This window comes from Blastococcus sp. SYSU DS0617 (assembly GCF_054051075.1).
Genome location: NZ_JBJHAO010000010.1, coordinates 83,469 through 110,086, shown reverse-complemented (window position 1 = coordinate 110,086; position 26,618 = coordinate 83,469). Strand labels below are relative to the sequence as shown.

The 26,618-nt window shown below is 74.2% G+C and carries 26 protein-coding genes, 1 pseudogene and 1 riboswitch; of the genes and pseudogenes, 10 read left to right on the top strand and 17 right to left on the bottom strand.

Annotated elements, in window-relative coordinates; translation table 11 throughout:
* Positions 1-16: 16 nt before the first annotated feature.
* Together ACI793_RS12865 and ACI793_RS12860 are read left to right on the top strand one after the other, a co-directional pair.
* Positions 17-475 carry an NUDIX hydrolase gene (locus tag ACI793_RS12865; protein ID WP_456606761.1) on the top strand — a complete coding sequence of 153 codons (459 nt, stop codon included), beginning with the start codon at positions 17-19 and terminating at the stop codon, positions 473-475.
* 50 nt (positions 476-525) lie between these two features.
* Positions 526-963: pseudogene (locus tag ACI793_RS12860) on the top strand (hemerythrin domain-containing protein); the annotation flags it as partial.
* A 71-nt stretch (positions 964-1,034) separates the two neighbouring features.
* Here ACI793_RS12860 and ACI793_RS12855 read toward each other — a convergent pair.
* From ACI793_RS12855 to ACI793_RS12845, 3 genes are read right to left on the bottom strand one after another with little or no spacing between them, the layout of a single operon-like run.
* Positions 1,035-2,054, bottom strand: a complete 1,020-nt coding sequence (locus ACI793_RS12855; RefSeq protein ID WP_456606760.1) for a threonine aldolase family protein — start codon at positions 2,052-2,054, stop codon at positions 1,035-1,037.
* Positions 2,051-3,388: a class II 3-deoxy-7-phosphoheptulonate synthase gene (locus tag ACI793_RS12850; RefSeq protein ID WP_456606759.1), complete on the bottom strand. Its 1,338-nt coding sequence runs from the start codon at positions 3,386-3,388 to the stop codon at positions 2,051-2,053. The genes ACI793_RS12855 and ACI793_RS12850 overlap by 4 nt, the downstream gene beginning before the upstream one ends.
* 46 nt (positions 3,389-3,434) lie before the next feature.
* Complete coding sequence (locus ACI793_RS12845) at positions 3,435-4,460, bottom strand: 6-phosphofructokinase (protein WP_456606758.1); 1,026 nt, start codon at positions 4,458-4,460, stop codon at positions 3,435-3,437.
* 47 nt (positions 4,461-4,507) lie between these two features.
* Between ACI793_RS12845 and ACI793_RS12840 the strand changes: the two genes are divergently transcribed.
* Positions 4,508-5,425 (top strand): NmrA family NAD(P)-binding protein, encoded by a 918-nt coding sequence (locus tag ACI793_RS12840; RefSeq protein WP_456606757.1) that lies wholly within the window; start codon positions 4,508-4,510, stop codon positions 5,423-5,425.
* A gap of 4 nt (positions 5,426-5,429) precedes the next feature.
* On the opposite strand, the gene ACI793_RS12835 is transcribed toward ACI793_RS12840, so the two are convergent.
* From ACI793_RS12835 to ACI793_RS12825, 3 genes are read right to left on the bottom strand one after another with little or no spacing between them, the layout of a single operon-like run.
* A complete protein-coding gene (locus tag ACI793_RS12835) occupies positions 5,430-6,014 on the bottom strand; it encodes a GNAT family N-acetyltransferase (RefSeq protein WP_456606756.1) in 585 nt (194 codons plus the stop codon).
* A gap of 50 nt (positions 6,015-6,064) precedes the next feature.
* Complete coding sequence (locus ACI793_RS12830) at positions 6,065-6,556, bottom strand: polyadenylate-specific 3'-exoribonuclease AS (RefSeq protein ID WP_456606755.1); 492 nt, start codon at positions 6,554-6,556, stop codon at positions 6,065-6,067.
* Entirely contained in the window at positions 6,553-7,002 is a 450-nt protein-coding gene (locus ACI793_RS12825; RefSeq protein WP_456606754.1) for a RidA family protein, read from the bottom strand. The genes ACI793_RS12830 and ACI793_RS12825 overlap by 4 nt, the downstream gene beginning before the upstream one ends.
* A gap of 82 nt (positions 7,003-7,084) precedes the next feature.
* Between ACI793_RS12825 and glpK the strand changes: the two genes are divergently transcribed.
* Positions 7,085-8,554 (top strand): glycerol kinase GlpK, encoded by a 1,470-nt coding sequence (gene glpK, locus ACI793_RS12820; RefSeq protein ID WP_456606753.1) that lies wholly within the window; start codon positions 7,085-7,087, stop codon positions 8,552-8,554.
* 75 nt (positions 8,555-8,629) lie between these two features.
* Here glpK and ACI793_RS12815 read toward each other — a convergent pair whose 3' ends face one another.
* Complete coding sequence (locus ACI793_RS12815) at positions 8,630-9,541, bottom strand: SDR family oxidoreductase (RefSeq protein WP_456606752.1); 912 nt, start codon at positions 9,539-9,541, stop codon at positions 8,630-8,632.
* A gap of 118 nt (positions 9,542-9,659) precedes the next feature.
* Between ACI793_RS12815 and ACI793_RS12810 the strand changes: the two genes are divergently transcribed.
* From ACI793_RS12810 to ACI793_RS12800, 3 genes are read left to right on the top strand one after another with little or no spacing between them, the layout of a single operon-like run.
* A complete protein-coding gene (locus ACI793_RS12810) occupies positions 9,660-11,204 on the top strand; it encodes a flavin-containing monooxygenase (protein ID WP_456606751.1) in 1,545 nt (514 codons plus the stop codon).
* Positions 11,201-12,151: an alpha/beta fold hydrolase gene (locus ACI793_RS12805; RefSeq protein WP_456606750.1), complete on the top strand. Its 951-nt coding sequence runs from the start codon at positions 11,201-11,203 to the stop codon at positions 12,149-12,151. The genes ACI793_RS12810 and ACI793_RS12805 overlap by 4 nt, the downstream gene beginning before the upstream one ends.
* Positions 12,152-12,161: 10 nt before the next feature.
* Positions 12,162-12,749, top strand: coding sequence for a TetR/AcrR family transcriptional regulator (locus ACI793_RS12800; RefSeq protein WP_456606749.1), 588 nt, complete (start codon positions 12,162-12,164; stop codon positions 12,747-12,749).
* Positions 12,750-12,887: 138 nt separating this feature from the next.
* Here the strand turns inward: ACI793_RS12800 and ACI793_RS12795 are convergent, their stop codons facing one another.
* Positions 12,888-13,649 (bottom strand): lysophospholipid acyltransferase family protein, encoded by a 762-nt coding sequence (locus tag ACI793_RS12795; protein ID WP_456606748.1) that lies wholly within the window; start codon positions 13,647-13,649, stop codon positions 12,888-12,890.
* Positions 13,650-13,760: 111 nt separating this feature from the next.
* Here ACI793_RS12795 and ACI793_RS12790 point away from each other — a divergent pair, with 111 nt between their 5' ends.
* Together ACI793_RS12790 and ACI793_RS12785 are read left to right on the top strand one after the other, a co-directional pair.
* On the top strand, positions 13,761-14,570 hold the full coding sequence (locus tag ACI793_RS12790; RefSeq protein WP_456606747.1) for an alpha/beta hydrolase: 810 nt from the start codon (positions 13,761-13,763) through the stop codon (positions 14,568-14,570).
* The gene (locus ACI793_RS12785) at positions 14,567-15,241 is read left to right on the top strand and encodes a hypothetical protein (protein ID WP_456606746.1); all 675 of its coding nucleotides are present in this window, start codon (positions 14,567-14,569) and stop codon (positions 15,239-15,241) included. Before ACI793_RS12790 ends, ACI793_RS12785 begins: the two co-directional genes overlap by 4 nt.
* A 56-nt stretch (positions 15,242-15,297) precedes the next feature.
* Here ACI793_RS12785 and ACI793_RS12780 read toward each other — a convergent pair whose 3' ends face one another.
* From ACI793_RS12780 to ACI793_RS12765, 4 genes are read right to left on the bottom strand one after another with little or no spacing between them, the layout of a single operon-like run.
* On the bottom strand, positions 15,298-16,320 hold the full coding sequence (locus tag ACI793_RS12780) for an ROK family glucokinase (protein WP_456606745.1): 1,023 nt from the start codon (positions 16,318-16,320) through the stop codon (positions 15,298-15,300).
* A complete protein-coding gene (locus ACI793_RS12775; protein ID WP_456606744.1) occupies positions 16,317-16,679 on the bottom strand; it encodes a hypothetical protein in 363 nt (120 codons plus the stop codon). Before ACI793_RS12775 ends, ACI793_RS12780 begins: the two co-directional genes overlap by 4 nt.
* Entirely contained in the window at positions 16,676-17,824 is a 1,149-nt protein-coding gene (locus ACI793_RS12770) for an ArsA family ATPase (RefSeq protein ID WP_456606743.1), read from the bottom strand. Before ACI793_RS12770 ends, ACI793_RS12775 begins: the two co-directional genes overlap by 4 nt.
* Positions 17,825-17,830: 6 nt before the next feature.
* Positions 17,831-18,262 carry an SRPBCC family protein gene (locus ACI793_RS12765; protein ID WP_456606742.1) on the bottom strand — a complete coding sequence of 144 codons (432 nt, stop codon included), beginning with the start codon at positions 18,260-18,262 and terminating at the stop codon, positions 17,831-17,833.
* A gap of 158 nt (positions 18,263-18,420) precedes the next feature.
* Here ACI793_RS12765 and ACI793_RS12760 point away from each other — a divergent pair, with 158 nt between their 5' ends.
* Positions 18,421-20,214 carry an AMP-dependent synthetase/ligase gene (locus tag ACI793_RS12760; protein ID WP_456606741.1) on the top strand — a complete coding sequence of 598 codons (1,794 nt, stop codon included), beginning with the start codon at positions 18,421-18,423 and terminating at the stop codon, positions 20,212-20,214.
* Positions 20,215-20,283: 69 nt separating this feature from the next.
* Here ACI793_RS12760 and ACI793_RS12755 read toward each other — a convergent pair whose 3' ends face one another.
* The 5 genes from ACI793_RS12755 to ACI793_RS12735 all read right to left on the bottom strand — a co-directional run bounded on the left by ACI793_RS12755 (position 20,284) and on the right by ACI793_RS12735 (position 26,596).
* Positions 20,284-21,405, bottom strand: a complete 1,122-nt coding sequence (locus tag ACI793_RS12755; protein WP_456606740.1) for a glycosyltransferase family 4 protein — start codon at positions 21,403-21,405, stop codon at positions 20,284-20,286.
* Positions 21,402-22,670 carry a M48 family metallopeptidase gene (locus ACI793_RS12750; protein WP_456606739.1) on the bottom strand — a complete coding sequence of 423 codons (1,269 nt, stop codon included), beginning with the start codon at positions 22,668-22,670 and terminating at the stop codon, positions 21,402-21,404. The genes ACI793_RS12755 and ACI793_RS12750 overlap by 4 nt, the downstream gene beginning before the upstream one ends.
* Before the next feature lie 211 nt (positions 22,671-22,881).
* Positions 22,882-23,973, bottom strand: a complete 1,092-nt coding sequence (locus tag ACI793_RS12745; RefSeq protein WP_456606738.1) for a C40 family peptidase — start codon at positions 23,971-23,973, stop codon at positions 22,882-22,884.
* A gap of 94 nt (positions 23,974-24,067) precedes the next feature.
* Positions 24,068-24,249: riboswitch (cyclic di-AMP (ydaO/yuaA leader) on the bottom strand.
* 194 nt (positions 24,250-24,443) lie between these two features.
* A complete protein-coding gene (locus ACI793_RS12740) occupies positions 24,444-24,770 on the bottom strand; it encodes a hypothetical protein (RefSeq protein ID WP_456606737.1) in 327 nt (108 codons plus the stop codon).
* A gap of 62 nt (positions 24,771-24,832) precedes the next feature.
* Positions 24,833-26,596 carry a D-alanyl-D-alanine carboxypeptidase family protein gene (locus ACI793_RS12735; protein WP_456606736.1) on the bottom strand — a complete coding sequence of 588 codons (1,764 nt, stop codon included), beginning with the start codon at positions 26,594-26,596 and terminating at the stop codon, positions 24,833-24,835.
* Positions 26,597-26,618 lie beyond the last annotated feature (22 nt).

Here is a 26,618-nt window from a genome sequence, read left to right as displayed (position 1 = left end):
GACGCGAGGAGGCCCGATGCGGTTCCAGGTGGTCCCGGCGGCGTACGTGCTGCTGCGACGGCGCTCCGACCGGGGTGAAGAGCTCCTGCTCCAGCTGCGGCAGGCCACCGGCTACATGGACGGCCACTGGGCCGCGGCCGCCGCGGGCCACGTCGAGGCCGGCGAGTCGGTCCTGGACGCCGCGGTGCGGGAGGCTACCGAGGAGCTCGGCATCGCGATCGACCCGGCCGACCTCGTCCCCCTGTGTGCCATGCACCGGACGGTCGCGCCGCACGGTCCCGTCGACGAGCGCGTCGACTTCTTCTTCGAGTGCCGGCGGTGGAGCGGTGAACCGGCGAGGCTGGAGCCGGCCAAGTCCGCCGAGCTGCGCTGGTTCGACCTCGACGCCCTGCCCGAACCGGTGGTGCCGCACGAGCTGCAGGTGATCGCGGCCCTGGACAGTGGCATGCCGGCGATCGTCACCCACGGCTTCTGAGCCGGTAGGGTGCCGGCAGCGTCGCGTGCCGGTGACGGACCGCGTCAGGCATGGAGGCGCGGGAGCGACAGGTGGCCGCGGCCATCTCCGAGCACCCCACATCCCAGCGCGCCCGGGCCTGGAGCGCCGAGATGCGCGCCGTGCACACCCGCCTCCGGGCGGCGCTGGCCCTGTCCTGGGAGCAGCTGGAGGACGGCGGCGACGTCGACCCGCCGTCCCGCGAGCTGCTCCTGTACTGCTGGGGCTTCTGCGCCGCCCTCTCCGGCCACCACCGCGCCGAGGACGAGGCCCTGTTCCCGCAGCTGGCCGGGACACGCCCCGATCTCGCGGCGGTCATCGGTCAGCCCAGGCAGGACCACTCGATGATCGAGCACCTGCTCGGCGGGCTGGGCGCAGCATTGGACGGCGGCGCCTCCACTGCGGAGAAGCTGCGCCACCTCGACGGGATCCAAGCCGTCATGGAGTCGCACTTCGGCTACGAGGAGCGGCGCCTGCTCGACGTCCTCGACCAGGCGGTGGACGACCGGTCCACCCCGGCGCGGCTGTTCGGTCCGCTTGCTCAGCGGGCGAGCAGCTCCGTCAGGACGTCGGCGGCGCGGTCGATCGCGGCGCGGTCGACGTCCAGGTGCGTGACCAGGCGGAGCTTGCGGGCGCTGACCTGCGAGACCAGTACGCCCTGGGCCTTGGCCGCTTCGGCGACGACCGGTGCGTTCACGTCGTCCACCACGACCATGTTCGTCTCCACGGACGCGGGATCCACGCCCAGGCGCTTGGCCAGCAGCTGCGCGTGCTCGTGGTCGTCGTGCAGCCGCGGCAGGTGGTGGTCCAGCGCGTACAGGCACGCCGCGGCCAGCACGCCGACCTGGCGCATGCCGCCGCCCAGCCGCTTGCGCCACAGCCGGCCGGTCGCGATCCGCTCCGCCGAGCCGAGCAGCACCGAGCCGACCGGCGTCCCCAGACCCTTGGAGAAGCAGACCGACGCGGTGTCGGCCAGCCGGCCGTAGGTGGCCAGGTCGACGCCGGCGGCGACGGAGGCGTTCCAGATGCGCGCGCCGTCCAGGTGCACCGCGACGCCGGCCTGCCGGGACCAGTCCCACAGCGCCTGCAGCTGGTCCAGCGGCTGGACCAGCCCGCCGCCGCGGTTGTGGGTGTTCTCCACGGCGATCGCGGCGGTGGCCGTCAGGTGCCAGTTGTCGTGCGGCCGGACCTGGTCGATCAGCTGCTGCGCGTCGAGCCGGCCACCGGAGGACACCACGGTGCGCGTCGAGATCCCGAAGATCGCCGCCGCGGCACCCATCTCGTAGGTGACCACGTGCGCGTCGGCGTCGCAGAGCACCTCCTGGCCCGGCTCGCAGACCAGCCGCATGCCGATCTGGTTGCCCATCGTCCCGCTCGGCACGAAGAGCGCCGCCTCGGCGCCGAACAGGTCCGCGACGCGCTCCTCGAGCGCGGTCGTCGTCGGGTCCTCGGCGTAGACGTCGTCCCCGACCTCCGCCTCGGCCATGGCCTTCCGCATGCCGGCCGTGGGCCGGGTGACCGTGTCCGAGCGCAGATCGACCAGGTCGGGGGCGTCGGTCATCCCCGGAGCATCTCCGCGACCAGGAACGCCAGCTCCAGCGACTGGCCGGTGTTCAGCCGCGGGTCGCAGGCCGTCTCGTACCGGCTGTTGAGGTCCGCGTCGCTGATCTCCATGGCTCCGCCGAGACACTCGGTGACGTCCTCGCCGGTCAGCTCGACGTGGATGCCGCCGGGCCAGGTGCCCAGCCCGCGGTGCACGTCGAAGAAGCCGAGCACCTCGTCGACGACGCGGTCGAAGTGGCGGGTCTTGTAGCCGCTGGGCGACTCGTGGGTGTTGCCGTGCATCGGGTCGCACTGCCACACGACCTCGTGCCCGCTGGCGGTGACCTTCTCCACGATCGCCGGCAGCACGTCGCGGATCTTGCCGTTGCCCATCCGGCTGATCAGCGTCAGCCGGCCGGGCACGCCGTCGGGGTCGAGCCGCTCGACGAGCTCGGTCGCCTGCTCCGGCGTCGTCGTCGGGCCGATCTTGACCCCGATCGGGTTGGCCAGCTTCGACACGAACTCGATGTGCGCGCCGTCCATCTGCCGGGTGCGCTCCCCCACCCACACGAAGTGGGCGGAGAGCGCGTACGGGCGGCCCTCGTGCATGCGCAGCAGCGCCCGCTCGTAGTCGAGGATCAGCGCCTCGTGCGAGTTGTACAGCTCGACGGCGCGCAGGGCCTCGGAGTCGACGCCGCAGGCCTTCATGAACGCCAGCGCCCGGTCGATCTCGCGGGCGATGACCTCGTACCGCACCCCGGCCGGGGAGCTGGCCACGAAGTCCTGGTTCCAGTTGTGCACGGCGTGCAGGTCGGCCAGCCCGCCCTTGGCGTAGGCGCGGATCATGTTCATCGCGGCCGCGGAGTTCGCGTACGCCCGCACCAGCCGGTACGGGTCGGGGATGCGCTTCTCCAGCACCGGCTCCAGGTCGTTGACCATGTCGCCGCGGTAGGAGGGCAGGCCCAGCGCGTCGGTGTCCGACGAGCGCGGCTTGGCGTACTGACCGGCCACCCGGCCGACCTTGACCACCGGGACGCTGGCCCCGTAGGTGAGGACGACGGCCATCTGCAGCAGCGTCCGCGTGGTGGCCTGCAGGTGCGGCTCGGTGTTGAGGTCGAAGGTCTCCGCGCAGTCGCCACCCTGGAGCAGGAACGCCTTGCCGCGGGCCACGTCGGCGAGCTGGGCGCGCAGGGCGTCCACCTCGCTCGGCGCGACGATCGGCGGCACGGTCGACAGCGTGCCGAGCACCGCGTCGAGCGCCGGGCGGTCGGGCCACGCCGGCTGCTGGGCGGCGGGCAGCTCCCGCCACCGGTCCAGACCGGGAACCAGCTCGGCGGGATCGGTGAGAGTCACGTACCCGAGGGTACGGCGCGGGCCCGTCGCGCCCGAGAGAGACGCCTCACCCGAAGAACACCTCGGCCTCGGCGTAGCGCTCCGGAGGCACGAGCTTGAGCTGCGCGGTGGCCTCGCTCAGCCGCACGCGGACGATGTCGGTGCCGCGCAGCGCCACCATGATCCCCGACTGGCCGTCGTGGACGGCGTCGATCGCGGCCAGCCCGAAGCGGGTGGCCAGCACGCGGTCGAAGGGCGACGGGGTGCCGCCGCGCTGCACGTGCCCGAGCACGACCGCCCGCGCCTCGCGGCCGGTGCGCTCCTCCAGGACCGCGGCCAGCGCCGCCCCGATCCCCCCGAGGCGGACGTGGCCGAACGCGTCCTTCTCCCCCGCGGCGAGCATCAGGCCGCCGTCCTTCGGGGCCGCCCCCTCGGAGACGACGACGATCGGCGAGAACCCCGACTCGAACCGCGACAGGCAGTGGGCGACGACGGCGTCGACGTCGAAGGGCTTCTCCGGGATGAGGACGACGTTGGCGCCCCCGGCCATGCCGGCGTGCAGGGCGATCCAGCCGGCGTGCCGCCCCATCACCTCGACCACGAGCGTCCGGTGGTGGCTGTCGCCGGTGGTGTGCAGCCGGTCGATCGCCTCCATGGCGACGCCGACGGCGGTGTCGAAGCCGAAGGTGTAGTCGGTGGCGTCGAGGTCGTTGTCGATCGTCTTCGGCACCCCGACGACGGCCACGCCTGCCTCGGCCAGCCGCGTGGCCACCCCGAGGGTGTCCTCGCCGCCGATGGGGATCAGCGCGTCGATGCCCAGCCGGTCGAGCGTGGCCAGCACGCGCTCGGGCCCGCCCTCCACCGCGTAGGGGTTGGTGCGCGAGGTGCCCAGCACCGTGCCGCCGCGCGGCAGGATCCCGCGCACGGCGGCGAGGTCGAGCGGCACCGTGTCGCCCTCGAGCACACCGCGCCAGCCGTCCCGGAAGCCGACGATCTCGTCGCCGTGCCGGCCGATGCCTTTGCGGACCACCGCACGGATGACCGCGTTGAGCCCGGGGCAGTCGCCGCCCCCGGTCAGGATGCCGATGCGCACGCGTACCTCCGGGAAGCAGCCGGCCCGCTGGGGGGTTGTCGCCGGTCATGATGCCGCAGGGAGAGCCTTCGAAGGACCGCACGCGCACGATCGCGGTGACCGGCGCGACCGGAGCGCTGGGCGGTCGGGTGGCGGCGCGGCTCTCCGCGGCCGGCGCGCCCCTGCGGCTGGTCGTCCGCGATCCCTCGCGCGCCCCGTCCCTCGCCGGCGCCGAGGTCGTGGCGGCCCCTGGCGGCTATGCCGACGGCGCCGGCCTGACGACGGCGCTGACCGGCGTCGACACGCTGTACCTGGTGTCGGCGGCCGAGGCCGAGGACCGGTTGCAGCAGCACCTGAGCGCCGTGGAGGCGGCCGCCGCCGCGGGGGTGCAGCGGATCGTCTACACCTCGTTCGTCGGCGCCGACCGGTCCGAGCCGACGTTCACGCTGGTGCGCCAGCACCGCGCCACCGAGGAGGCCATCCGCGCCACGGGGATCCGGCACACGATCCTCCGGCACAGCATGTACGCCGACTTCGTCCCCTTCTTCGCCGTCGCCGAGGGTGACCGCGCGGTGATCGCCGCACCGGCCGGGGACGGCCGGACCGGGTTCGTGTCCCGCGACGACCTGGCCGACGTCGGCACCGCGGTCCTGCTGCGGGACGACCGCGAGCTGGACGGGGAGGCGCTCGAGGTCACCGGGCCCGAGGCGCTCACGCTGGCCGAGGCCGCTGCGGTGCTGGCCGAGGTGACCGGCCGGCCCGCGGAGTACCGGGAGCAGACCGAGGCGCAGGCCTGGGAGACCCGCCGGCCCTCCGGTCACCCCGACTGGGAGATCGAGGGGTGGGTGAGCAGCTACCTGGCCATCGCCGCCGGCGAGCTGGCGACCGTCACCGACGTCGTCCCCCGGCTGACCGGGCACCCCGCACGCACGGTCGCCGAACAGCTGCGTACGCACCCCGAGGACTGGGCGCACCTGCGCGGCTGAGCGGTCAGCCGGTGGCCATCGACCAGGTCGTGGGGCCGTCGGGACCGAGCTCCACCTCGGCGCGGACCGAGAAGCCGTGCGCCTCGTAGAAGGGCACGTTGACCGGGTTCATCGTGTCCAGGCAGGCGACCAGACCGGCCGCGCGCACGGCATCCAGCCCCCGCTCGAGGAGCTCGCCGCCGATGCCCTGCCGGCAGGCGTCCGGGGAGACGCCGAGCAGGTGCAGGTAGGCGTGCGGCTCCGGCGGCCGGAACGCGGCGAGCGTGCCCATCGCCACGCCCACCTCCTGCGCCCGCGTGGCCCCCATGAAGGCCGTGAGCAGCCCGCCCATCGAGGGCAGCTCCTCCGGCCCGGCCTCGTCGTCCGTGTCCGGCTCCGGCCACCGCCACATGGCCACCGCCACCGGCGCGGGGCGCGAGGCGACGTCGACCCGGCCGTCGGCGAGGTAGTGCTCGGCCAGCAGCCCGAACATCGCGGCGCACGCGTGCGGCCGCACGTCGGCGTCCGGGAAGAACCACACCATCAGCGGGTCGTCGGCGAAGGCGCGGGCCAGCACGGTGCGCGCCTGCACGACGCTGATCTCTGCCACGTCTGCAGCGTTCCGGACCTGCCCGCCGCACGCCAGCGGGCGGCGGGCGATCAGCCGCGCTGCTCCTCCATCGCCTGCCAGCGCGCCAGGTTGTACCGGGCGTCGACCAGCGCGTCGTGGGTGCCCGCCGGCTTGGGCGGCAGCGGCGGCTGCCCGCGGTCGTCCCAGCGCTGGCGGAGCTCGCGGGTGAACCGCGGGATGGATCGGGGCAGGGCCGGCATCGCGCCCCACAGCTGGGCCAGCGCGACGTGGTCGTAGGCGGCGAACCACGCCCAGAGCTCGATCTCCTCACCGGGGCCGGTGAGGAAGGCCAGCAGGTCCTCGCGGATGCGCTCGCGGCTGCGCCACGCCTTGTCCGCCGGAGGGGGCAACTGGTCGAGCACGTTGCGCCGCACCCACGGGATGGCCTTGCGCTCGTCGAACTGGGTGCTGACGGCGTAGAACTCCCGTCCCGTCTCGTCGACCACACCGATGGAGACGAGGTCGATGGTGGTGCCGTCCTCGATGAACTCGGTGTCGTAGAAGAAGCGCCGCACGCTCATGCGGTCCCCGTGTCGCCGTCGTGCGGCGGGGCCGGCTCGTTCCAGCTGTCGCGCACGGCCACCGCCTCCACCTCGACGAGCTGATCGGGGTGGCTGAGCACGGTCACGCCGACCAGGGTGCTGGGCGCGTCGTGGTCGCCGAAGGCGTCCCGCACCACCTGCCGGGCAGCGAGGAGGTCCGAGCGGTCGGTCGTCGCCACGTACACCGTCGTCTTCAGGACGTCGTCGAGCCCGGCCCCGGCGGCCTCCAGCGCCGTCGCCAGGTTGGCCACGACCTGCCGCGCCTGGCCGGCGACGTCGCCGACGGCCACCGTGGCGCCGTCGGCGTCCAGGGGGCAGGCGCCGGCGGTGAAGACCATGCGGCCGGGATCGGTGACGGCGGCGTACGCGTACGGGACGGAGGTGCAGAGCGTCGGCGGGCGGACGAGCTCGATGCCTGTGGTCACGGCCTCGATCATGGGTCACCGGCGGACCGGTGTCGTCCGGAGCAGGTGCCCGGCCCCCGGCTCAGGCGTTAGGTTCGCCGCCATGCCGGTCTTGGCCATCGACGCAGGAACCACCGGGGTGACGGCCCTGGTCGTGGGCGAGGACGGCCACGTCCTCTCCCGCGGCTACCGCGAGTTCGCCCAGCTCTTCCCCCGACCGGGATGGGTCGAGCACGAACCCGACGACATCTGGACGGCGACGGTCGCGGCCTGCCGCGAGGCGCTGGCCGGCACCGAGGACCAGCCGACCTGCATCGGGATCACCGACCAGCGGGAGACCGCCGTCGCCTGGGAGCGGCGCACGCTGCACTCCCCCCGCCCTGCGATCGTCTGGCAGGACCGCCGCACCACCGGCATCTGCGACCGGCTGCGCGGGGAGGAGGAACGCGTCTCCCGGCTGACCGGTCTCCGCCTGGACCCGTACTTCACCGGCACCAAGTACGCCTGGCTCGCCGAGCACGAGCCCCGGCTCTGGTCCGACGTGCGCGACGGCGCGCTGGCCCTGGGCACCGTCGACTCCTACCTGATCGCCCGCCTGACCGGTGGCGCCGTGCACGTCACCGACCCCAGCAACGCCAGCCGCACGCTGCTGTTCGACCTGGAGAAGGGCGCCTGGTCCGACGAGCTCTGCGACCTGTTCGACGTCCCCCGGTCGGCGCTGCCCGAGCTGGTCCCCAACTCCGGCGTCGTCGGCACCACCGACCCCGACTCCTTCCTGGGGCTGTCGCTGCCGATCGCCGGCATGGCCGGTGACCAGCAGGCGGCGCTGTTCGGGCAGGCGTGCTTCTCCCCCGGTATGAGCAAGTGCACCTACGGCACCGGCTCGTTCGTGCTCACCAACACCGGCCCGACGCCGGTCCGCTCCGGCGCCGGCCTGCTGACCACGGTGGCCTGGGACCTCGGGGACGGGCTGGTCTACGCGCTCGAGGGCGCCATCTTCGTGACCGGTGCCGCGGTGCAGTGGCTGCGCGACGGGCTCGGGCTCATCGACTCCGCGGCCGAGATCGAGGGGCTGGCGCGCACCGTCCCCGACTCCGGCGACGTCGTCTTCGTGCCCGCGCTGACCGGCATGGGCGCGCCGCACTGGGACCCGCACGCCCGCGGCGCGATCCTCGGCATCACCCGCGGGACCACCCGGGCGCACATCGCGCGGGCCACGCTCGAGGCGCTCGCCTTCGAGGTGCGCGACGTCGTCGACGTGATGGTCGACGAGGCCGGCCTCTCGGTGCCGGAGCTGTCGGCCGACGGCGGCGCCAGCGCCAACGACCTGCTTCTGCAGCTGCAGGCCGACCAGCTCGGCGTGCCGGTGCGCCGTCCGAAGATCACCGAGACGACGGCGCTGGGTGCGGCGTTCCTCGCCGGGCTCGGCACCGGGGTGTGGGGCTCCACCGACGAGCTGGCGCAGACCTGGGCGCTGGACCGCCGGTTCGAGCCGACCCACGGCCTCCGGGACGACGGCCGGCACGACCGCTGGAGGGACGCCGTCGGCCGCGCCGGCTCCTGGACCAGCTGAGGACCTGTCTTTCCGCGGAGAAGCGCCCTGCTTCTCCGCGGACGTGCAGGCCGCTTCTCCGCGGAAGAACAGAGATCAGGCGGCGCCCTTGGAGCGGTCGCCGACGGAGTTGGTGCCGAACTCGCGGCCGTCCAGCGCGGCGATGTCCCGCTCGAGCTGCGGCACCTGGGTGGCCGAGGCCCTCATGACGATCTTCTCCGCGATCGCGCCCGTGACGAACTGACGGAGCGCCGCGATCGTGCCGACCGACCGCGGCACGAACACCCGGCGGCCGCGGGTCTCGAGGTTCTCCACCAGCGCCTCCGCGCACGCGTCGACCGAGGTGAACGCGCCCAGCGGCCCGGGCAGCTGCGCGCGGACGGCCTTGAAGGTGGGCAGCGCGGCCTCGGTGTCGCGCACCATGTCGGTGTCGATCCAGGTCGGGTGCGCGCTGCCCACGGTCACGCCGCGGTGCGCCACCTCCAGCCGCAGCACGTCGCCGAAGCGCTCGACACCGGCCTTGGAGGCGCAGTAGGCGCTCATCCCCGGGAGCACGGTGAACGCCGCGGCGGAGCTGACCAGCAGCACGTGCCCCTTGCGCTTCGCGATCTCCGGCAGCGCGGCGTGCGCGGTCAGCATGGTGCCGGTCAGGTTGACCTCGATCGTGCGGGCCAGCGCGTGCGCCGACGACGTCATCACCGTGGTCAGGGGGGCGATGCCCGCGTTGGCGACGACGACGTCCAGCCCGCCGAAGGTGTCCACCGTCCGCTGCACGGCGGCCTTCAGCGCCTCGGGGTCGGTGACGTCGGCCTCCACCCAGAGGTGCTCGGGGCCGAGCTCGTCCGCCACGCGGGCCAGCTCGTCGGGCTCCAGGCCGACCAGCGCGACGCGGGCGCCCCGTGCGGCGGCCTTGCGCGCGAGGGCGGCGCCGATGCCGCGTGCCGCGCCGGTGATCAGCACCGACTTCCCGACCAGGGAGGTGCGGGTGCGCTGCGTGCGGAAGGCCATCGTCGGCTCCTCGGGATCCGGGCGCTCGAATTGAGCACTGCTCAGCAGTCGTTGTAGCTTGTTGAGCGTTGCTCAGCAAGCCGGGCATCGCGACGTAGGACCGAGAAGGAGCCGATCGGTGACCAGCACGCTCGAGACCCAGTCCACGCCCACCGGGGAGCCCTCGGGGCACGTCCGCGACGTGGGCGTGGCGATCATCGGATCGGGCTTCGCCGGTCTGTGCATGGCGATCGCCCTGAAGCGACGGGGCGAGACGGACTTCGCGCTCCTGGAGCGGGCGCACGACGTCGGCGGGACCTGGCGGGACAACACCTATCCGGGTGCGGCCTGCGACGTGCAGTCCAACCTCTACTCGTTCTCCTTCGCGCTGAACCCCGACTGGGGGCGCTCCTACTCCGAGCAGCCGGAGATCCAGGCCTACCTGCAGCGGGTCGCGAAGGACTTCGACGTCCGCCGGCACTGCGTCTTCGGCGCCGAGGTCACCGCCGCCCGGTGGGACGACGCGGCGCGGCGCTGGCTGGTCTCGACGACGGCCGGCGAGTTCCGGGCCCGCATCCTCGTCTCGGCCGCCGGCGCGTTGGCCGACCCGACCTATCCCGACATCCCGGGCCTGGACACCTTCACCGGCACCGTCATGCACTCGGCCCGCTGGGACGCCGAGCACGACCTGGCCGGTGAGAAGGTCGCCGTCATCGGCACCGGCGCCTCGGCCATCCAGGTGGTCCCGGCGATCCAGCCGATCGTCGAGAACATCGCCGTCTACCAGCGGACGCCCGCCTGGGTGGTCCCCCGCACCGACCACCCGGTCAAGCCGCTCATGCGCCGGCTCTACCGCTCCGTCCCCGGCATGCAGAAGGCGATCCGCGGCGGCCTCTACCTCTTCCGCGAGTTCCTCGTCATCGGCATGGCGAAGAACCGGCGCTTCCTCAAGCCGGTCGGCAAGCTGGCCAAGGCCCACCTCGAGCGCCAGGTGCGCGACCCGAAGCTCCGCAAGGCGCTGACGCCGGACTACACCATCGGCTGCAAGCGGATCCTCATCAGCAACGACTACTTCCCGGCCGTGGCCGCGCCCAACGCCGAACTCGTCACGGCCGGCATCGCCGAGGTCCGCCCGCGCTCGATCGTGAGCAGGGACGGCGTCGAGCGGCCCACCGACACCATCGTGCTGGCCACCGGCTTCCACGTGACCGACCTGCCGATCGCGGAGAGGATCCGCGGCCGCGACGGCCGGAGCCTGGCCGAGGTCTGGGCGGACGGCATGGTGAGCAACCGCAGCGCCACCGTCGCGGGCTTCCCCAACCTGTTCCTGCTGGTGGGCCCGAACGTCGGCGTCGGCCACACATCGATGGTCTACATGATCGAGTCGCAGGTGAACTACGTGGACGACGCCCTGCGCACGATGGACGCCGAGGCCCTGGAGGTCCTGGAGACCACGCGCGAGGCGCAGGAGGCCTACCGCACCCTCATCGCCGAGAAGTCGAAGGGCACCGTCTGGCTCGGCGGCGGCTGCGCCAGCTGGTATCTCGACGAGCACGGCCACAACACGACGCTGTGGCCGGACTTCACCTTCCGGTTCCGCAAGCTCACGAAGAAGCTGGATCGCGAGAACTACGTCGGCGTCCCGGCCGGTGCGCCCGCGAGCACGCCGGAGGTGGCGGCATGAGCGCGGGCACCGTCCTCCGCCGCGTCGCCGCCGTCCGCACCGGGGACGGCGCGCTGATCCACGCCGTCGTCGACGGGTCCGACGACGCGCCGGTCACCCTGGTCCTCGCCCACGGCTGGACGCTCGCGCAGGCCTCCTGGGACGACGTCGCGCACCTGCTCACGCCGAAGGTCGCCGCCGGTGAGCTGCGGCTGATCCGCTACGACCAGCGCGGCCACGGCCGTTCGACCTGGGGCCGCTACGCCGACGACGTCCGCGAGCTCTCGATCGACCAGCTCGGCGCGGACCTCGGCGACCTGCTCGACCAGCTCGTCCCCGCCGGGCCCGTGGTGCTGGGCGGGCACTCCATGGGCGGCATGACGGTCATGTGCCTGGCCGCGGCCCGGCCCGAGCTCTTCGGCAGCCGGGTCCGGGGCGTCGCGCTGGTGTCGACGTCGGCCGGGGACCTCGCGCCGTCCGGCGAGAAGCTGGCCGAGCGGCTGCAGCTGAAGCTGGTGCCCGGCATGGTCACGGTGGCGATCGGCGGCGCGCGGGCCGTCGAGCGGATCCGTCAGCTGGTGCCGCCGGCGCACCCCCGCCACCGGAAGATCGTCCGCGAGCTGCTGTACGGGGCCGACGCGACCGACGAGATGGTGACCGCGGGGGCGGAGATCATGCACGCCTCGACCGTGCGCGCGTTCGCCGCCTTCTACCCGGCGCTGGGCGAGCACGACAAGCGCAGCGAGCTGACGGCGCTGACCGGGGTGCCGGTGGAGGTCCTCGTCGGCGACAGCGACAAGCTGACGCCCGAGCGGCACAGCCGGCAGCTGGCCGAGACGCTGCCCGGCGCCGCGCTGCACGTGGCCGAGCGCACCGGGCACATGCTGATCCAGGAACGGCCGCGGCTGGTGGCCGACGCGATCGATCGGCTGCTGGCCGCCGCGACCGCCGGCCGGCACGCCGCCTGACCGCCCGGTGATGGCGGCGTCCTCCACGCCCGGGTCACCCCGGCTGCGCCGGACGGCGGGTGACCGCCGGGCGCAGCTGGTGCAGATCGGCCTCGAGCTGCTGCCGACCACCCCCGTGCAGGAGCTCACCATCGACGAGGTGGCCCGCCGGGCGGGCATCAGCCGCAGCCTGCTGTTCCACTACTTCGCGTCCAAGCGCGAGTACTACACCGCGGTCACCCGGGCGGCGGCCGACTTCATGCTCGACCACCTCCTGCCTCCCCCCGGCACGTCGCCGGAGGAGCAGGTGACCGGGATGCTGGACCGCTACGTCGGGTGGGTGGAGACCTTCCGGGAAAGCCACCTGGCGTTCGTGCGCGGCGCGAGCGGCGGCGACCCGTGGGTGGCCGAGGTCTACGAGGAGACGCGGGAGCGGCTGGTCGAGGTCGCGCTGACCGCGCTGGAGCTGCCCGACGACGCCCGGCGCCGGCAGCTGGTGCTCGCCTGGTTCGCCTTCACCGAGGACCTCGTCGGCTCCTGGGCCGACGAGCCGACGATGAGCCGGACCGAACTGCTCGAGCTGCTCCGAGAGATCCTGGACCGGCTCGCCGCGCGATGACCTCGTCGGCCTCCGGCCGACACCGCGATGACACTGCGATCCTCCGGATCGCACCGCGGCCCACTGCCGTCCCCCGACACGTCGAGCCCCTTCGTCGCGCCTGCGCGGACCCTCCGGGCCCACCCGGCGCGACAGCCATCATCCCGCGAGCGTCGTGGGCGCGCGGTCGGCCGCCTCGGTCACCGGCGGCTGCAGGGTGGCGACGGCGTCCGCTGCGCTCGAGCTGCCCGCGGTCATCGACTTCTTCACCGTGGCGCCGTAGACGTCGACGTACTCCTGCCCGGACAGCGTCATGATCTCGTACATGATCTCGTCGGTGATGGACCGCTCGACGAAGCGGTCACCGGCCAGGCCCTCGTAGCGCGAGAAGTCCAGCGGCTCCCCGAAGCGCACCGTCACGCGCATGAGCTTCTTGCCGAACGGCAGCTTCCGGCTGGAGTAGCACATCGCCACGGGGACGACCGGCACTCCCGTCTGCAGCGCCATCCGGGCCACGCCGATCTTGCCGCGGAACAGCCGCCCGTCCGGGGACCGCGTGCCCTCGGGGTAGATGCCCAGCAGCCGGCCGTCCCGGAGGATGCGCAGCCCGGTCTGGATGGCGTCCTCGGCAGCCGATGCGCTGGTGCGGTCGATGGGCACCTGCCCGGCGCCGGAGAAGAAGGAGCGCTGGAGGAAGCCCTTCACGCCCGTGCCGGTGAAGTACTCGGCCTTCGCGAGGAAGGTGACCCGCCGCCTGACCGACAGCGGCATGAAGATCCAATCGGCCGCCGACAGGTGGTTGCTCGCCAGGATGGCCGCACCGCTGGCGGGCACGTGCTCGAGGCCCTCGGCGCGGGGACGGAAGAGCACGCGCACGACCGGGCCGATGCCGACGAACTTGAGGAACCAGTAGAACAACACGCCTCCTTCGCGGACTGCCAGACTAGGGAGCCTGGGGGCCGTAGGACAATCGGTGCGTCCAGTGCGAGGGATCACTCGCAGTAGCCGCCGCCGCACTACCAGGAGACGCCCGTGCCCGGAACGAACGCACCGACGCCCGCGGTGCTGCCCGGAGCCGAGCCGTTCCGGTTCCCCGGCCGCGGCGAGCAGGGGCGCACCGGTGTGCTGCTGGTGCACGGCTTCACCGGGACGCCGATGAGCATGCGCCCGTGGGGCGAGCACCTGGCCGCCGAGGGCTTCACGGTGAGCTGCCCGCTGCTGCCCGGGCACGGCACCAGCTGGCAGGACTGCAACCTCAGCACCCACGAGCAGTGGACCACCGCGGTCGAGGGGGCCTTCGACGAGCTGGCCGCCACCTGCGACCGCGTGTTCGTGGCGGGACTGTCCATGGGCGGCACGCTGGCCACCCGGCTGGCCGAGGTGCGCTCCGGCGACCTCGCCGGGCTCCTGCTCGTCAACCCGGCCCTGTTCACCCAGCGGCTCGACGCCAGGGCGCTGCCGCTGCTCGCCCGGCTGACCACGAGCTGGGCCCCCATCGCCAGCGACATCAAGAAGCCGGGCGTCACCGAGCTGGCCTACCCGCGGCTGCCGCTGCGGGCGATGCTGCAGCTGCGCACCCTCTGGGCCCTCACCCGTGCCGACCTGCAGCGGGTCACCGTGCCGACCATCGTCTTCCACAGCATCGAGGACCACGTGGTGGAGCCGGCCAACAGCGAGGTGCTCCTCGCCTCCATCGCCAGCCGCGACACCACCGAGGTCGTCCTCGGGAACAGCTACCACGTCGCCACCCTCGACAACGACGCCCCGCAGATCTTCGAGCGGTCGGCGGCCTGGATCCGCGAGCGCACTCCCGCCGCCCGGCCCGGGAGCGCACCGTCGTGACGCGCGGCAGGGGCCGGCGGGACAACGGGCTGCCGGCCACGTCCTGGAGCCCGCTGCGCGACGTCGACCCGCGGGTGGGTGAGCACCTCCTCGACGTCCTCGAGGCGGCCGGCATCGCCGCCTACCTCGACCCGTCGGCCGACGTCGGGCCCTACACCCGGGAGGTCTCGCTGCCGAGCCCCCCGTCGGACCGGCTCTTCGTCGACCGCGGCCGTCAGTCCGAGGCGCGCGTGCTCGTCGAGCGGTACGCCGACGAGCACCCGCGTCGGCCCGCCGAGCCCGTCCCCGTGCGTGCCGACCTGGACGAGGACGCCGAGTGGTCGCGGATCGTGGCCGCCTTCGAGGCCGAGCACGGCGCGGCGGTGGTCGACGAGCAGCCCTCGGACGCGCCGCCGCCACCTCCGCACGAGGTGTCCGTGCTCGATCTGCCCGAGGAGCACTACGAGCCGCCCCCGCCCCCGCCGGTGCCGGTTCCCGCACCGCACGCGCTCTACGCCGGGCTGCTGGTCCTGCTGGGGCTGGTGCTCATCGCCACCCCCGGCTGGCTGCGCCTGTCCGCGGACCTGGGGCTGGTGCTCGGCGTCGCCGCCATCGCCGGTGGCGCGGCGATGCTGGTCTCCAGGATGGGCGACCGCTCCGACCACGACGGGGACGACGGCGCCGTCGTGTGACCGGGTGTCGGCGCGAGTGGGGCCCGGAGGGCTCCGCGCAGCGGCGACGGTGGGGCTCAGCGCGACGGGGGGACGGCCCCTGGTCGCGGTGTCGCCCGGAGGGCGACGATGTCGCGGCGGACGAGGTCGGCGGCGCCCACCATGCCCGCCTGCGCACCGAGCTCGGCGGCCACGATCCTCGGGCCCGGGCGGAAGCCACGCCCGGGCAGCGCCCGGTCGAGCCTGGCCCGCGCCGGCCCCAGGACCATCTCGCCCAGCACGCTGACGCCACCGCCGATGACGACGACCTCGGGGTCCAGGACGGCGGCGAGGTCGGCGATCCCCTGACCGAGCCACACCCCGACCTCGGTGACCAGCTCCAGCGCCAGCGGGTCGCCGTCGTAGGCCGCCCGGGCGACGTCCTCGCCGGTCAGGCGGGACGCCTGGCCCTCGACCCGCTCCAGCAGGAGCGCGGCTGCGGCCGGAGAGGTGCCCGCCACCTCGCGAGCGGTCTGCCCGAGCGCCGTGCCGCTGGCGTACTGCTCCCAGCACCCGCGGTTGCCGCAGGCGCACAGCCGCCCGTCTGGGACGACGCGCATGTGCCCCCACTCCCCTGCGACACCGTGCGCTCCGCGCTGCAGCCGGCCGTCCATCACGATCCCGCCGCCGATGCCGGTGCCGAGGGTGACCATCAGCGCCAGGTCGGCCCCGCGCGCCGCGCCGTAGCGGTACTCGGCCCACGCCGCGGCGTCGGCGTCGTTGCCCACCCACAGCGGGCGCTGCAGTCGCGCCGCGAGGTCCTTGCGGAGCGAGGAGTGCCGCCAGGCCAGGTGCGGGCTGAACAGCACGGTGTCACCGGTGCGGTCGAACCAGCCGGCGGCGCCGATGCCGACCCCCACCAGCTCGCCGTCGTGGCCGGCGGCCAGCTCCTCGGCGACGGCGGCGATGGCGTCCTCGGTGTCGGACACCGAGGCGCCGGGGGTGGCCCGCCGCGCGGTGGCCAGGATGGTGCCGTCGGGCGCCACGACCCCGCCGGCGACCTTGGTGCCGCCGATGTCGATGCCCAGCGCGGCCAGGGACTCGGGTGCCGCCGCGCTCACGCGATGTCGATCCGCTGCACCGCTCCCGCGCCGGGAGCGGTGTCCTCGCCCCGGTCGTCGCCTTCGCCGGGTGCGTCCGGAGCGCTCGCCGGACCGCTGGACCGGACCGGTTCCCCGGCGAGGTCGCGCAGCACCGAGGCGGTCGTGGCCAGCACGTCGGCGAGTGCGGCGGTCACCTCGGGGCGTTCGCCGCGCAGCACCGCCGACGCCTGGCACACGGGGCACCAGCGGCAGTCCGCCCCGTGGGCCGGCCCTCCCTCTGTGGAGTCCTCGGCGGATCCGGTCGGTGCCCCCGTGGGCGGGCGGAGGACGTCGAGCAGCCTGCGGGCGGAGTCGGCCCAGTCGGCACCGGTGGTCATGAGCTTCTCCTCACCGAGGCCAGCAGGTCCGCCGGCCAGAGCTGTGGGTCGGGTCGGAAGGAGACCACGAGCCGGGCGTCCGCGCTCGCGGGATCGGCCATCCGCCCGCCCGTGACCTCGCAGCGGCGCAGCAGCGGGTCCAGCCGCAGCGACCGGCGGGTGCCCGCGACGGTGATCACCAGGTCGTCCTCCCAGCGGGTCAGCCCGACGGCGCCGCGCTCGGCGAACGGCAACGGGACCGTCAGCTGCCACTCGTCGTCCAGCCGCTCGGTCGCCGGCGCGGGCAGGCTGCCGTCCTCCGGCAGGACGACGTCCTCGAGGAGCGCGGCCAGGCCGGCGACGTCCGCGGGTCCGGTGCATCCCTCGGCGATCCGGTGCACCGGGGCCAGCTCGGCCAGCGAGGTCAGCTCGGCGGTCTGCTCCCGGAGCCGGGCGCGCCACCACTCCCCCGCGTCGTCCTCCGGCAGCACCCGCGCGAGCACGGCTGCCGGCCGCAGGCCGTGCAGGCCCAGCGCGGTGACCAGCCCGCGCAGCGACGCCGCCGTGCCGGCGCGGGGCACGGCTGCCAGGCACACGACCGTGCCGGACGGATCGGCCAGCCGGTCGGCCGCGAGCAGCGCCTCCAGCTGCGGCACCAGCGCCAGGGCGGCGTCGACCGGACCGCGGCGAGCGGCCCCGGAGGTCACCGCCGCCGAGCGGAGCGCGCCCAGCGCACGCATCCCGGGCGGCAGCAGCCGGTCCAGCCACCAGCGCAGGGTCGCAGGCAGCGCGAGCAGCGCGGTGGCCTGCTCGGACGAGCCGGCATCCACGACCACCAGGTCGGCCCTCGCCTGCCCGAGCTCGGCGAAGAGCGCGAGCTCGGCCGTCCCGGGCAGCGACGCCACCGAGGACGCCGGGGGCAGCGGGACCTGCGGCAGCGATCCCGCCGCCGGGACGACCGTCCCGGCCCAGAACCGCTCGACCGCTCCTCCGGCGTCCACCGTGCGCACCTCGAGGCCAGGCACGCCGGCCAGGCCGGCGACCGGGAACGGCTGACGGGTGAGCAGCAGCGTCGTGCGTCCCGCGCCGGCCGCGCGCACCGCGGCGGCCGCGGCCAGGGTGGAGGTACCGGCCCCACCGGGGCCGGTGACGATCAGGGTCTGCACGCCGGGTCAGCCCTCGACGCGCTTCTTGAGCTCCTTGAGAGCCGTGTCGAGGATGACCTTCTCGGCCTTGCGCTTGATCATGCCGAGCATCGGGATGGAGAGGTCGATGGTGATCGAGTAGGTCACCTCGGTCCGGCCGCCGGTCTCGACCAGCGTGTAGGAGCCGTCCTGGCGCTTCTGCATCTGGCCGGTGACCAGCGTCCAGCTGACCTTGCGGTCGTCGTCCCAGGTGTAGTCGAGGACGTAGTCGTCCTTCACCGCGCCGGCGTCGAGCACGAAGTGCACCCGGCGGGCCCGTCCGTCCGGGCCTTCCTCCAGCACCTCGACCTGCTTGGCCGCGGCCACCCACTCCGGGTACGCGGGGAAGTCGGCGATGACCGCCATGACGTCGGCAGCGGGTGCCTCGACGACGATCGACTGCGTGGACTGGTCGGCCATGGTCAGCAGGCTAGCGGCTCGGGATCGCCGCGGAGGCGGTCCGTCACCCGTTCCGCTACTCACCGGTAGGGGCCGCCCGCTAGATTGGCCGGAACGATCCTGGTCACGGACCGCTGGGCGACGGTGCCCGGCGGCGGCCAGGGAGGAGAGGGGCAGGCGTGCGCGAGTTCACCGTTCCTGTGACCACCGAGGTGCGACCCGACGCGGCGCTGACCGACATGCTGGCCGAGAACGTGGCCGGTCACGGTAGCGAGGTCGGTCTGCGGCGACGGCGCGACGGCCAGTGGCGGGACGTCACGTGGCAGCAGTTCGGCGACGAGGTGCGCGGCGTGGCCAAGGGCCTCATCGCTTCCGGCGTGGCCGCCGGCGACCGCGTGGCCCTGCAGGCGAAGACCCGCTACGAGTGGACGGTCTTCGACTTCGCGATCTGGACCGCCGGCGCGGTCGTCGTCCCCGTCTACGAGACCAGCAGCGCCGACCAGGTCGCCTGGATCCTCTCCGACTCCGGCGCCACGGCGATCGTGGTCGAGAGCCCCGAGCACGCCACGGCCGTCGAGTCCGTGCGCAGCCAGGCACCGGCCCTGCAGTCGGTCCACGTCATCGACGACGACGCCGTCGGCGCCCTGATCGCGGCCGGCAAGGACGTCCCGGACTCCGAGCTCGACGCCCGCCGGGCGACGCTGAACGCCGACAGCCTGGCGACCCTGATCTACACCAGCGGCACCACCGGCCGGCCGAAGGGCTGCGAGCTCACCCACGGCAACTTCCTGTTCGAGATCCAGAACGGCATCACGCTGCTGGACCGGTTCATGAGCGTGCAGGGCTCGCTGCTGCTGTTCATCCCGCTGGCCCACGTCCTCGCCCGCGTCCTGCAGGTCGGCGCGATCTACAACCGCACGGTCATCGGGCACACCCCCGACGTCAAGAACCTCCTCGAGGACCTCGGCGAGTTCAAGCCCACCTTCGTGCTGGCCGTCCCCCGTGTCTTCGAGAAGGTGTTCAACTCGGCGAAGGCCAAGGCCGAGGGCGACGGCAAGGGCAAGATCTTCGACAGGGCCGCCCAGGTGGCCATCGACTGGTCGCGGGCCCAGGACACCGGTGGCCCCGGCATCGGCCTGCGCGTCCAGCACGCCCTGTTCGACAAGCTGGTCTACGGCAAGCTGCGCGACGCACTGGGTGGCCGCTGCCTGGGCGCCATCTCCGGTGGCGCCCCGCTCGGTGAGCGGCTCGGGCACTTCTTCCGCGGCATCGGGGTCACCGTCTTCGAGGGCTACGGCCTGACCGAGACCACCGCGGCCGCCTCGGTCAACCACGACGAGGCCCTGCGCATCGGCACCGTCGGGCAGCCGCTGCCCGGTGTCACGTTCCGGATCGCCGACGACGGCGAGGTGCTCATCAAGGGCGGCATCGTGATGCGCGGCTACTGGAACAACGCGGAGGCCACCAAGGAGTCGATCGACTCCGAGGGCTTCTTCCACAGCGGCGACATCGGTGAGCTCGACTCGGACGGCTTCCTCAAGATCACCGGCCGCAAGAAGGAGATCCTGGTGACCGCGGGTGGCAAGAACGTCGCCCCCGCCGTGCTCGAGGACCGGCTGCGCTCCCACCGGCTGGTCAGCCAGTGCATCGTCGTCGGCGACCAGCGGCCGTTCATCGCGGCGCTGATCACCCTCGACGAGGAGGCGCTGCCCCAGTGGCTGGAGTCCAAGGGCAAGCCCGCCGACCAGACGCTCGAGCAGGTGCGTGAGGACGCCGACCTGAAGGCCGAGATCGACGCGGCCGTGAAGGATGCGAACAAGGCCGTCTCGCAGGCCGAGGCGATCAAGAAGTTCCACATCCTCGGCACGGACTTCACCGAGGACAACGGGATGCTCACCCCGAGCCTCAAGCTCAAGCGCTCGGTGGTCATGAAGGAGTTCGGCGACGAGGTCGAGGCGCTCTACACGCGCTGAGGCACCCCGCCCCGAGGCCCGTCCCGCACCGCGGGGCGGGCCTCGGCGTGCGTTCAGGGGGGGGAGCGTTCAGGGCTCGATCAGGTCGGCGAAGGTCGCCGCGATCGTCGTCCAGGACCAGCTCTGCTCCACCCACGCGCGCCCGGCCGCACCCATGGCGCGAGCCCGCGCCGGGTCGTCCAGGAGGTCGGCGATCGTGGTCGCCACCGCGGTGGGTGACCGCGGGTCCACGACGTGGCCGGTGACGCCTTCCCGCACCGCCTCCGGCGCGCCGCCCGACGTCCCCGCCACGACGGGCCGTCCGCAGGCGGCCGCCTCCAGGAAGACCATGCCCAGGCCCTCGACGTCCAGCCCGGCGCGGCGGGTGCGGCACGGCATGGCGAACACGTCCCCGGCCGCGTAGTAGGCCGGGAGCTCGGCGGAGTCGACGCCTCCGGTGAGGACGACGGAGTGCCCCAGGCCGCGCGCGGCGACAGCGCGCCGGAGCGCCGCCTCGTCGGGTCCGCCGCCGACCAGGAGCAGCCGGGCGGAGGGATGCCGGGCGAGCACCTGCGGCCACCCCTCGACCAGCACGTCCTGCCCCTTGCGGGCCACCAGCCGGGAGACGCAGACGACCACCGGGGCCTCCCCCAGCCCGTGCCGGTGCCGGACCGCGGCGCCGTCGGCGTCCGGGGTGAACCGGTCGACGTCGACCCCCGGGGACAGCTGCGCGAGCCGGGTGCGCCCGCCGAGCGCCGGGGCGAGCCGTCCGCGGGTGTACTCGGTGAGGTAGGTGAGCACGTCGAGCCCGTCGGCGATGCGCTGCATGAGCTGCCGGCTCCCGGGCAGCGCCACCCAGCCGGTCTCGTGCCCGTGCGTGGCCCCGACCAGGTGCCCGACGCCGGCCCGGCGGAGCGCGGGGGCGAGCAGGCCCAGCGGCGCCGCGGCGCCGAAGAAGGCGCTGTCGCAGCCGTACCGGTGGACCAGGTCGACCGCGGCCCGCGCGGTGGCCCGCGTGGGCAGCAGCATGCCCGTGGGCCGGCGCACCACCGGATAGGGCAGCGCTGCGTCGTGCTCGGCGGAGCCGGGGTGGTCGGAGGCGAGCACCACCAGCGAGTCGGGGGGCCGGCGTTCCAGCAGTGCGGCGACGAAGGTCTGGATGCCGCCCTGGCGGGGCGGGAAGTCGTTGGTGACGACGAGGGTCCGGGTCACGGCTCGCGCTCCGAACGGGCCCAGTCCTGCGCCAGCGCGATCCGCTCGGCCGCCGTGGGGTGCGAGCCGAAGAACCAGTGCCACGCCGCGGGCGGATCGGGGTCGGACAGATTGCTGCCGGCCAGGCCGCGCTGCATGGCGATGAACGCTGCGGGATCACCGGTGAGGTCGAGCGCGGCCACGTCGGCCCGCACCTCGATCTGGCGGGAGACCAGGTTCTGCACGGGCGTCGCGACCAGCGTCCCGACCGCGACCAGCAGCAGGGCCAACGGCACCACCGCCGGGTCCGCCGGACCCTCGGCCCCGGCCCGGCGGAGCAGTCGCGGGGACGTCAGCGCCCAGCCGAGCAGGGCGACCCCGCCTGCACCCCCCAGCGCGCCGAGGAGGGTGCCGGTGAGGACGTCGTCGGCGGCGACGTGGCCGAGTTCGTGGGCCGTGATCGACTCGATCTGCTCGTCGGGCAGTCGCTCGAGCACCGTGTCGTAGACGACGATGCGGCGGGTGGACCCGAAGCCCGACACGTAGGCGTTCAGGGCCGTGGTGCGGCGCGAGGCGTCGGAGACCAGCACGTCCTGGACCGGGGTGCCGTTCTCCTCGGCCAGGGCGAGCAGATCGCTGCGCAGCTGCCCGGCGGGCATCGGCTCGAAGCTGTTGAAGGCCGGCTCGACGAGGACCGGCCACAGGAAGGAGCCCACGACCACCAGCACGGTGGCGCCCGCGGCCGCGAAGGCCCACCACAGGCGCGAGGCCCGGCGGGCGAGCCAGACGAGGGCCACCACCGCCAGGGCGGTCAGGGCGGCGTCGATCGCCGTCGACGTCGCCACGTCCCGCACCCACAGCCCCCAGCTCCGGGTGGACAGCCCGTACCGGTGGCGGACCACCTCGCCGTAGGCCGACAACGGCAGGGTGACCAGCCGGCCGATCACGGCGAGAGCGAACACACCGAGCAGCACCTGCCAGCCCCAGCGCCACCGCCGGGGGGTGGGGAGCCCGCGCACCAGGCGCGCGCCGAGAGGCGTCAGGCCGAGCACGGCGGAGACGGTCAGCCCCAGCAGCAGGGAGGCGAGCGAGGCGGGCCGGATCGCGGCGGCGAAGGCCTCCGCGCGGTCGACCTGCTCGGCCGACAACCCGGCCGTCGGGTCGATCGGGGTCGCCCCGCCCGGCGGCTCCGACAGCGTCTGCCAGGGGGTGCCGACGGCGACGACGACGGCGAATGCGGCGAGGAGCACCACCGCGGTCGCCAGCGCAGCGCGACGGCCGGTCATCCGGCCTCCGTTGCGACGCCGGTCTGCCGGGTCCGCGGCGTCATCACCACGGGGCACCGGCACGCACGGCCTCGATCCTAGTGACGGCTCGCATCGCCCTCCCGCTCGTGGCCTTCCGGAGGCCCCGGACGGGCCACGACGACCGGACGACGAGGGCCGGCGACCTCCGCGCGGGAGATCGCCGGCCCTCGTCGAGCGGGTCGCGTGTCCGTCAGACGACGCGGCGGGCGCTGTTGTAGCTCGGGAAGGAGTCGACGTTGTCGACCTTCACCGGCTGGCTCGAGGTGGAGGCGTGCACCATCTTGCCGTTCCCGATGTACATGGCCACGTGGCTGACCGGGCTGTAGAAGAACAGCAGGTCGCCGGGCTGGAGCTCGCCCCGGGAGACCGGCCGGCCCATCTGCGACTGGCTGCGGCTGGAGTGCGGCAGCGAGATGCCCGCGGCGCGGTAGGCGTAGGACGTCAGGCCCGAGCAGTCGAAGGCGTCCGGCCCGCCGGCGCCCCACACGTAGCGGTCCCCGACCTGGGCCAGTGCGGTGTTCACCGCCACCTGGGCGGCACCGCTGGGCGCGGCAGCTCTCGGCGCGGGGGCCGCCGGGGCGCTGCTGCCCGCCGAGGAGGCGGCGGACGAGGAGGCGGCGGACGAGGGGGCGGTGCGCTCGGACCGCGAGGCCCGGGCCAACTGCTCGTCGGCGTGGGCGCGCTCGACGGCAGCGCGCTGTGCGGCGTCCAGAGCCGCGTACTGCCGCTGGTAGTCCGCGATCCTGACCTCGAGGTCGTCCTGCTTCGCCTCGATCTGCTCGACGCTCTCCTCGGCCTGCTCGCGAGCCTCCTGCGCCTCGGCGCGGGCGGCCTCGGCGCGCTCGGAGGCCTCGGCGACCTCGCCGACGGCGGCGTTGGTACGCCCCGCGATGGCGTCCAGCGTGCCGAGCTGGGAGACGAACTCGTCGGCCGAATCGCTGGTCAGCATGACGTCGAGCTGGGTGAGGGCCCTGCCGCCGCCGGTGTAGGCGGTGCGAGCCAGCTGGCGGATCCGCCCGTCGAGGGCAGCGCGCTCGACGTCGGCCGCGTAGGCGGCGAGGGCGGCGCTCTCCACGGCCGCCTGCTGGCGCTCGAGCTGCACCTTCGCCTCGTTCAGCTGCTCGGACACGACCTCCAGCTCGTGGCTGGCCTCGGCGACCATCTGCGCGGCCTCGGCGGTGCTGGTGGCGCGGCCCGGCTCCGCGGAGGCGGTGCCCGGGACCATGGTGAAGGTCAGTGCAGTGGTGGCCCCGATGAGCAGGCCGGCGCGGAGGCGGCCCACCCGGCGGGCGGAGCCGGCCGGAGGATCGGGGCGGAAGGGTGCGAGGACATGCGTCGGTGAAGCGTGCGGGGTCGCCACGAGCGGCGGCTCTCCATTTCTTCCTCGTCACCGCCTACCGAGTTAGCTGACGGGTTCGGGCGGGGAAGAAACGGCCCTATCTCCTGCTCACCGGCGGACCGGCCCTCACAGGAGAACTCACCCCAGGACTGCGGTGGGTCCCCGGTTCACCTCGGACGACCGGTCGGACGTCGTGCGGTGATTCGGCGGTGTCCGGCCGAGGCCACCCGTCTGCGGATGACGACCACCCGGTCGGACGCGACGACCCTACGTTCGTGATGTGTCCGTGACAAACGGAGACAGCAGTTAAACCTGTGACGAGAATCTCGACCCTCTCCGCGCGCCTCCACAGTGGCAGCCGAGAGTAGGGGTACAAGCACGGTCCGCAGCCACTGAGCTCGCCGGCGAGTGCGTCAGCCGGTACGTCGGTCGGGCGAGATCCCGCCGTCGTCGGCCGCCCCGGAGCCGTCGCGGTGACGCAGGGGCGGCACCAGCCCGTACTCGGCCAGCGCGCGGACGGCCCGGCGTTCGACGTCGTCGAACTCCACCACCACACCGGGCGGTGGCACGACGACGTCCTCGGCGGCCGGCGCGGGGCCGCCGCTGCGGGCGCGGCCGGCCATCGGCACCACGACCGGGTCGACGCCCTCCCACCCTGGTGGAGCACCGAGCAGCACGGTGACGACGCAGTCGGCGCAGCCGGCGCCCCGGACGGTGCAGGTATCGCAGTCGATGAGCATGTCTCTCCTCCGTGAGTCATGCGCACGGTAGGAGCGGCCACCGACAATCCCGTCCCGGACGGTCAGCTGCCTGCGTACTCCCAGTGCCACGGCTCCTCGCGACCGTTGCCCGGGTCGGCCCACGTCGGGTGCAGGAAACCGAACCGCCCGGCGTTGGCCGCCATCCAGCCGTACTGCGGCGTCCCGAAGGTCTCGATGCCGCCGCACAGGTCGACGGCCAGCCCCCAGCCGTGGTTGCTCGTCCCGGGGACCGCGGCCAGCGCGGGCTTCTCGCCGTAGAGCTTCACCTGGCCGGCGTAGGTCCGGTAGGAGTCGGTGATGCAGAGCGGCCCGCCGAACGCGGCGGCGTAGGCCGCCGACATGGCCCGGTAGGCCGCAGCGGCGTCGCAGCGCAGCGAGTGCCCCGCCGCGCCCAGCGGGCACATCGCGCTGGGCGGGATGAGCCCGTTGGGGTACCCGCCCCACTGCCGCGCCCCGCCGTAGCTGGGCGGGTAGACCGCGTTGCCGCACTCCACGCGCAGGGCGTCCCCCGTCGGCCCCGGCGCCACCGCGGGCGCGCGCCGACCGAGGCTCGGCCGGCCGACACCGAGCACCTCGTCGGCGGGCAGGGTGCGCACCACGACGGCGCCCGCCCTGGCGTCGGCCGCGAGCATGGTGCGCGGGTCGAGCGCGATCCCCACGTGCCCGAGCCCGGCCTCCGGGGTGCCGAGGAAGACCAGGTCACCGGGGAGCACGTCGGCGGCAGCGACCGGCGCCGTGACGGCGAAGAGCTCCGCCTGGCTCCCGGGCAGCGCGACGCCGGCCCGCCCGTAGACCGACTGCACCAGCGAGCCGCAGTCCCAGGACTCGGGACCGGCGGTACCGGGCGCGTAGGGCAGTCCCAGCGCGTCCATGGCCGCGGTCACCGCCGCGAGCGTCTCGGCGGGCAGCACGAGCAGGGATGCGGGCCGGCCGGGGAGCTGTGCGGCTCCGCGCTGGGCACCTCCGCCGGCGGCACCGACCGGCACCAGGCGCGCGGGCAGGCCGGCGGCGGGGTCGCCCAGCTCCGCCGACGGCGGCGGGACGATCCCGGCGGCGGTCAGCTGGTCGAGGTAGGCCCGCCAGCTCGCCGCCGTCCGGTCGTTGACCTCGACCTGCTCCCGCTGGAGCTGCGCCAGCTGGCGGTCCACCGCCCCGAGCGCGGCGTCCAGCTCGTCGGTCACCGCCGAGGCCGCCGCCTCCAGCTCGGCCACCCGGGCGCCCACCTCGTCGGCACGGGTCCGCGCCTGCTCGAGCGCTGCCGCGGCCTGCTGCTGCTGCGCGACGGCGGCCCGCCGCTGCTCCTCCGCCGCACCGATCACCGCGGCGGCGTGCCGGTCGACGACGTCGAGGAAGCTCATCGCCGACACCACGTCGCCGGGGTCCCCACCGCTGAGCAGCAGCGTCAAGGGCGTCAGCGCCCCGCCGTCGCGGTAGACGGCGGCGGCGTACCGGGCGACGAGCCGCTGGTGCCCGGCCAGCTCCCCTTCCGCGTCGCCGAGCACCGCCTCGGCGTCGGCCACGGCATCCTCGGCCGCGGCGAGCGACTCGCGCGCGGCCACGACCTCGCCCTGCTGCTCCTGGAGACCGCGCTGCACCTCCGAGGCGCGCTGCTGCAGCGCGTCCAGAGCGCGGCTGTCGAGGACGCCGGAGGTGCCTCCCGGCTGGTCGCTGGGTGCGGCCGACGCAGGGGTTCCGGTCCCGATCAGCGCGAGGGCGGCCAGCGGCACGAGCAGCCGCGCCGGACGGCCGCGGCCGTGACGCATGGCCCCGGGCCGCCGGGAGCGCCACGGGGAGCGCGGGGACATCGGACCACCTCTGCGGATCTGG

Excerpts from the sequence above, each read along its gene's own strand:
- glpK (WP_456606753.1), top strand. The coding sequence starts at position 7,085 with ATGCCGGTCTTGGCCATCGACGCAGGAACCACCGGGGTGACGGCCCTG.
- ACI793_RS12855 (WP_456606760.1), bottom strand. The coding sequence starts at position 2,054 with ATGACCGACGCCCCCGACCTGGTCGATCTGCGCTCGGACACGGTCACC.
- ACI793_RS12805 (WP_456606750.1), top strand. The coding sequence starts at position 11,201 with ATGAGCGCGGGCACCGTCCTCCGCCGCGTCGCCGCCGTCCGCACCGGG.
- ACI793_RS12815 (WP_456606752.1), bottom strand. The coding sequence starts at position 9,541 with ATGGCCTTCCGCACGCAGCGCACCCGCACCTCCCTGGTCGGGAAGTCG.
- ACI793_RS12735 (WP_456606736.1), bottom strand. The coding sequence starts at position 26,596 with ATGTCCCCGCGCTCCCCGTGGCGCTCCCGGCGGCCCGGGGCCATGCGT.
- ACI793_RS12740 (WP_456606737.1), bottom strand. The coding sequence starts at position 24,770 with ATGCTCATCGACTGCGATACCTGCACCGTCCGGGGCGCCGGCTGCGCC.
- ACI793_RS12830 (WP_456606755.1), bottom strand. The coding sequence starts at position 6,556 with ATGAGCGTGCGGCGCTTCTTCTACGACACCGAGTTCATCGAGGACGGC.
- ACI793_RS12750 (WP_456606739.1), bottom strand. The coding sequence starts at position 22,670 with ATGACCGGCCGTCGCGCTGCGCTGGCGACCGCGGTGGTGCTCCTCGCC.
- ACI793_RS12775 (WP_456606744.1), bottom strand. The coding sequence starts at position 16,679 with ATGACCACCGGTGCCGACTGGGCCGACTCCGCCCGCAGGCTGCTCGAC.
- ACI793_RS12800 (WP_456606749.1), top strand. The coding sequence starts at position 12,162 with ATGGCGGCGTCCTCCACGCCCGGGTCACCCCGGCTGCGCCGGACGGCG.
- ACI793_RS12765 (WP_456606742.1), bottom strand. The coding sequence starts at position 18,262 with ATGGCCGACCAGTCCACGCAGTCGATCGTCGTCGAGGCACCCGCTGCC.
- ACI793_RS12865 (WP_456606761.1), top strand. The coding sequence starts at position 17 with ATGCGGTTCCAGGTGGTCCCGGCGGCGTACGTGCTGCTGCGACGGCGC.
- ACI793_RS12840 (WP_456606757.1), top strand. The coding sequence starts at position 4,508 with ATGATGCCGCAGGGAGAGCCTTCGAAGGACCGCACGCGCACGATCGCG.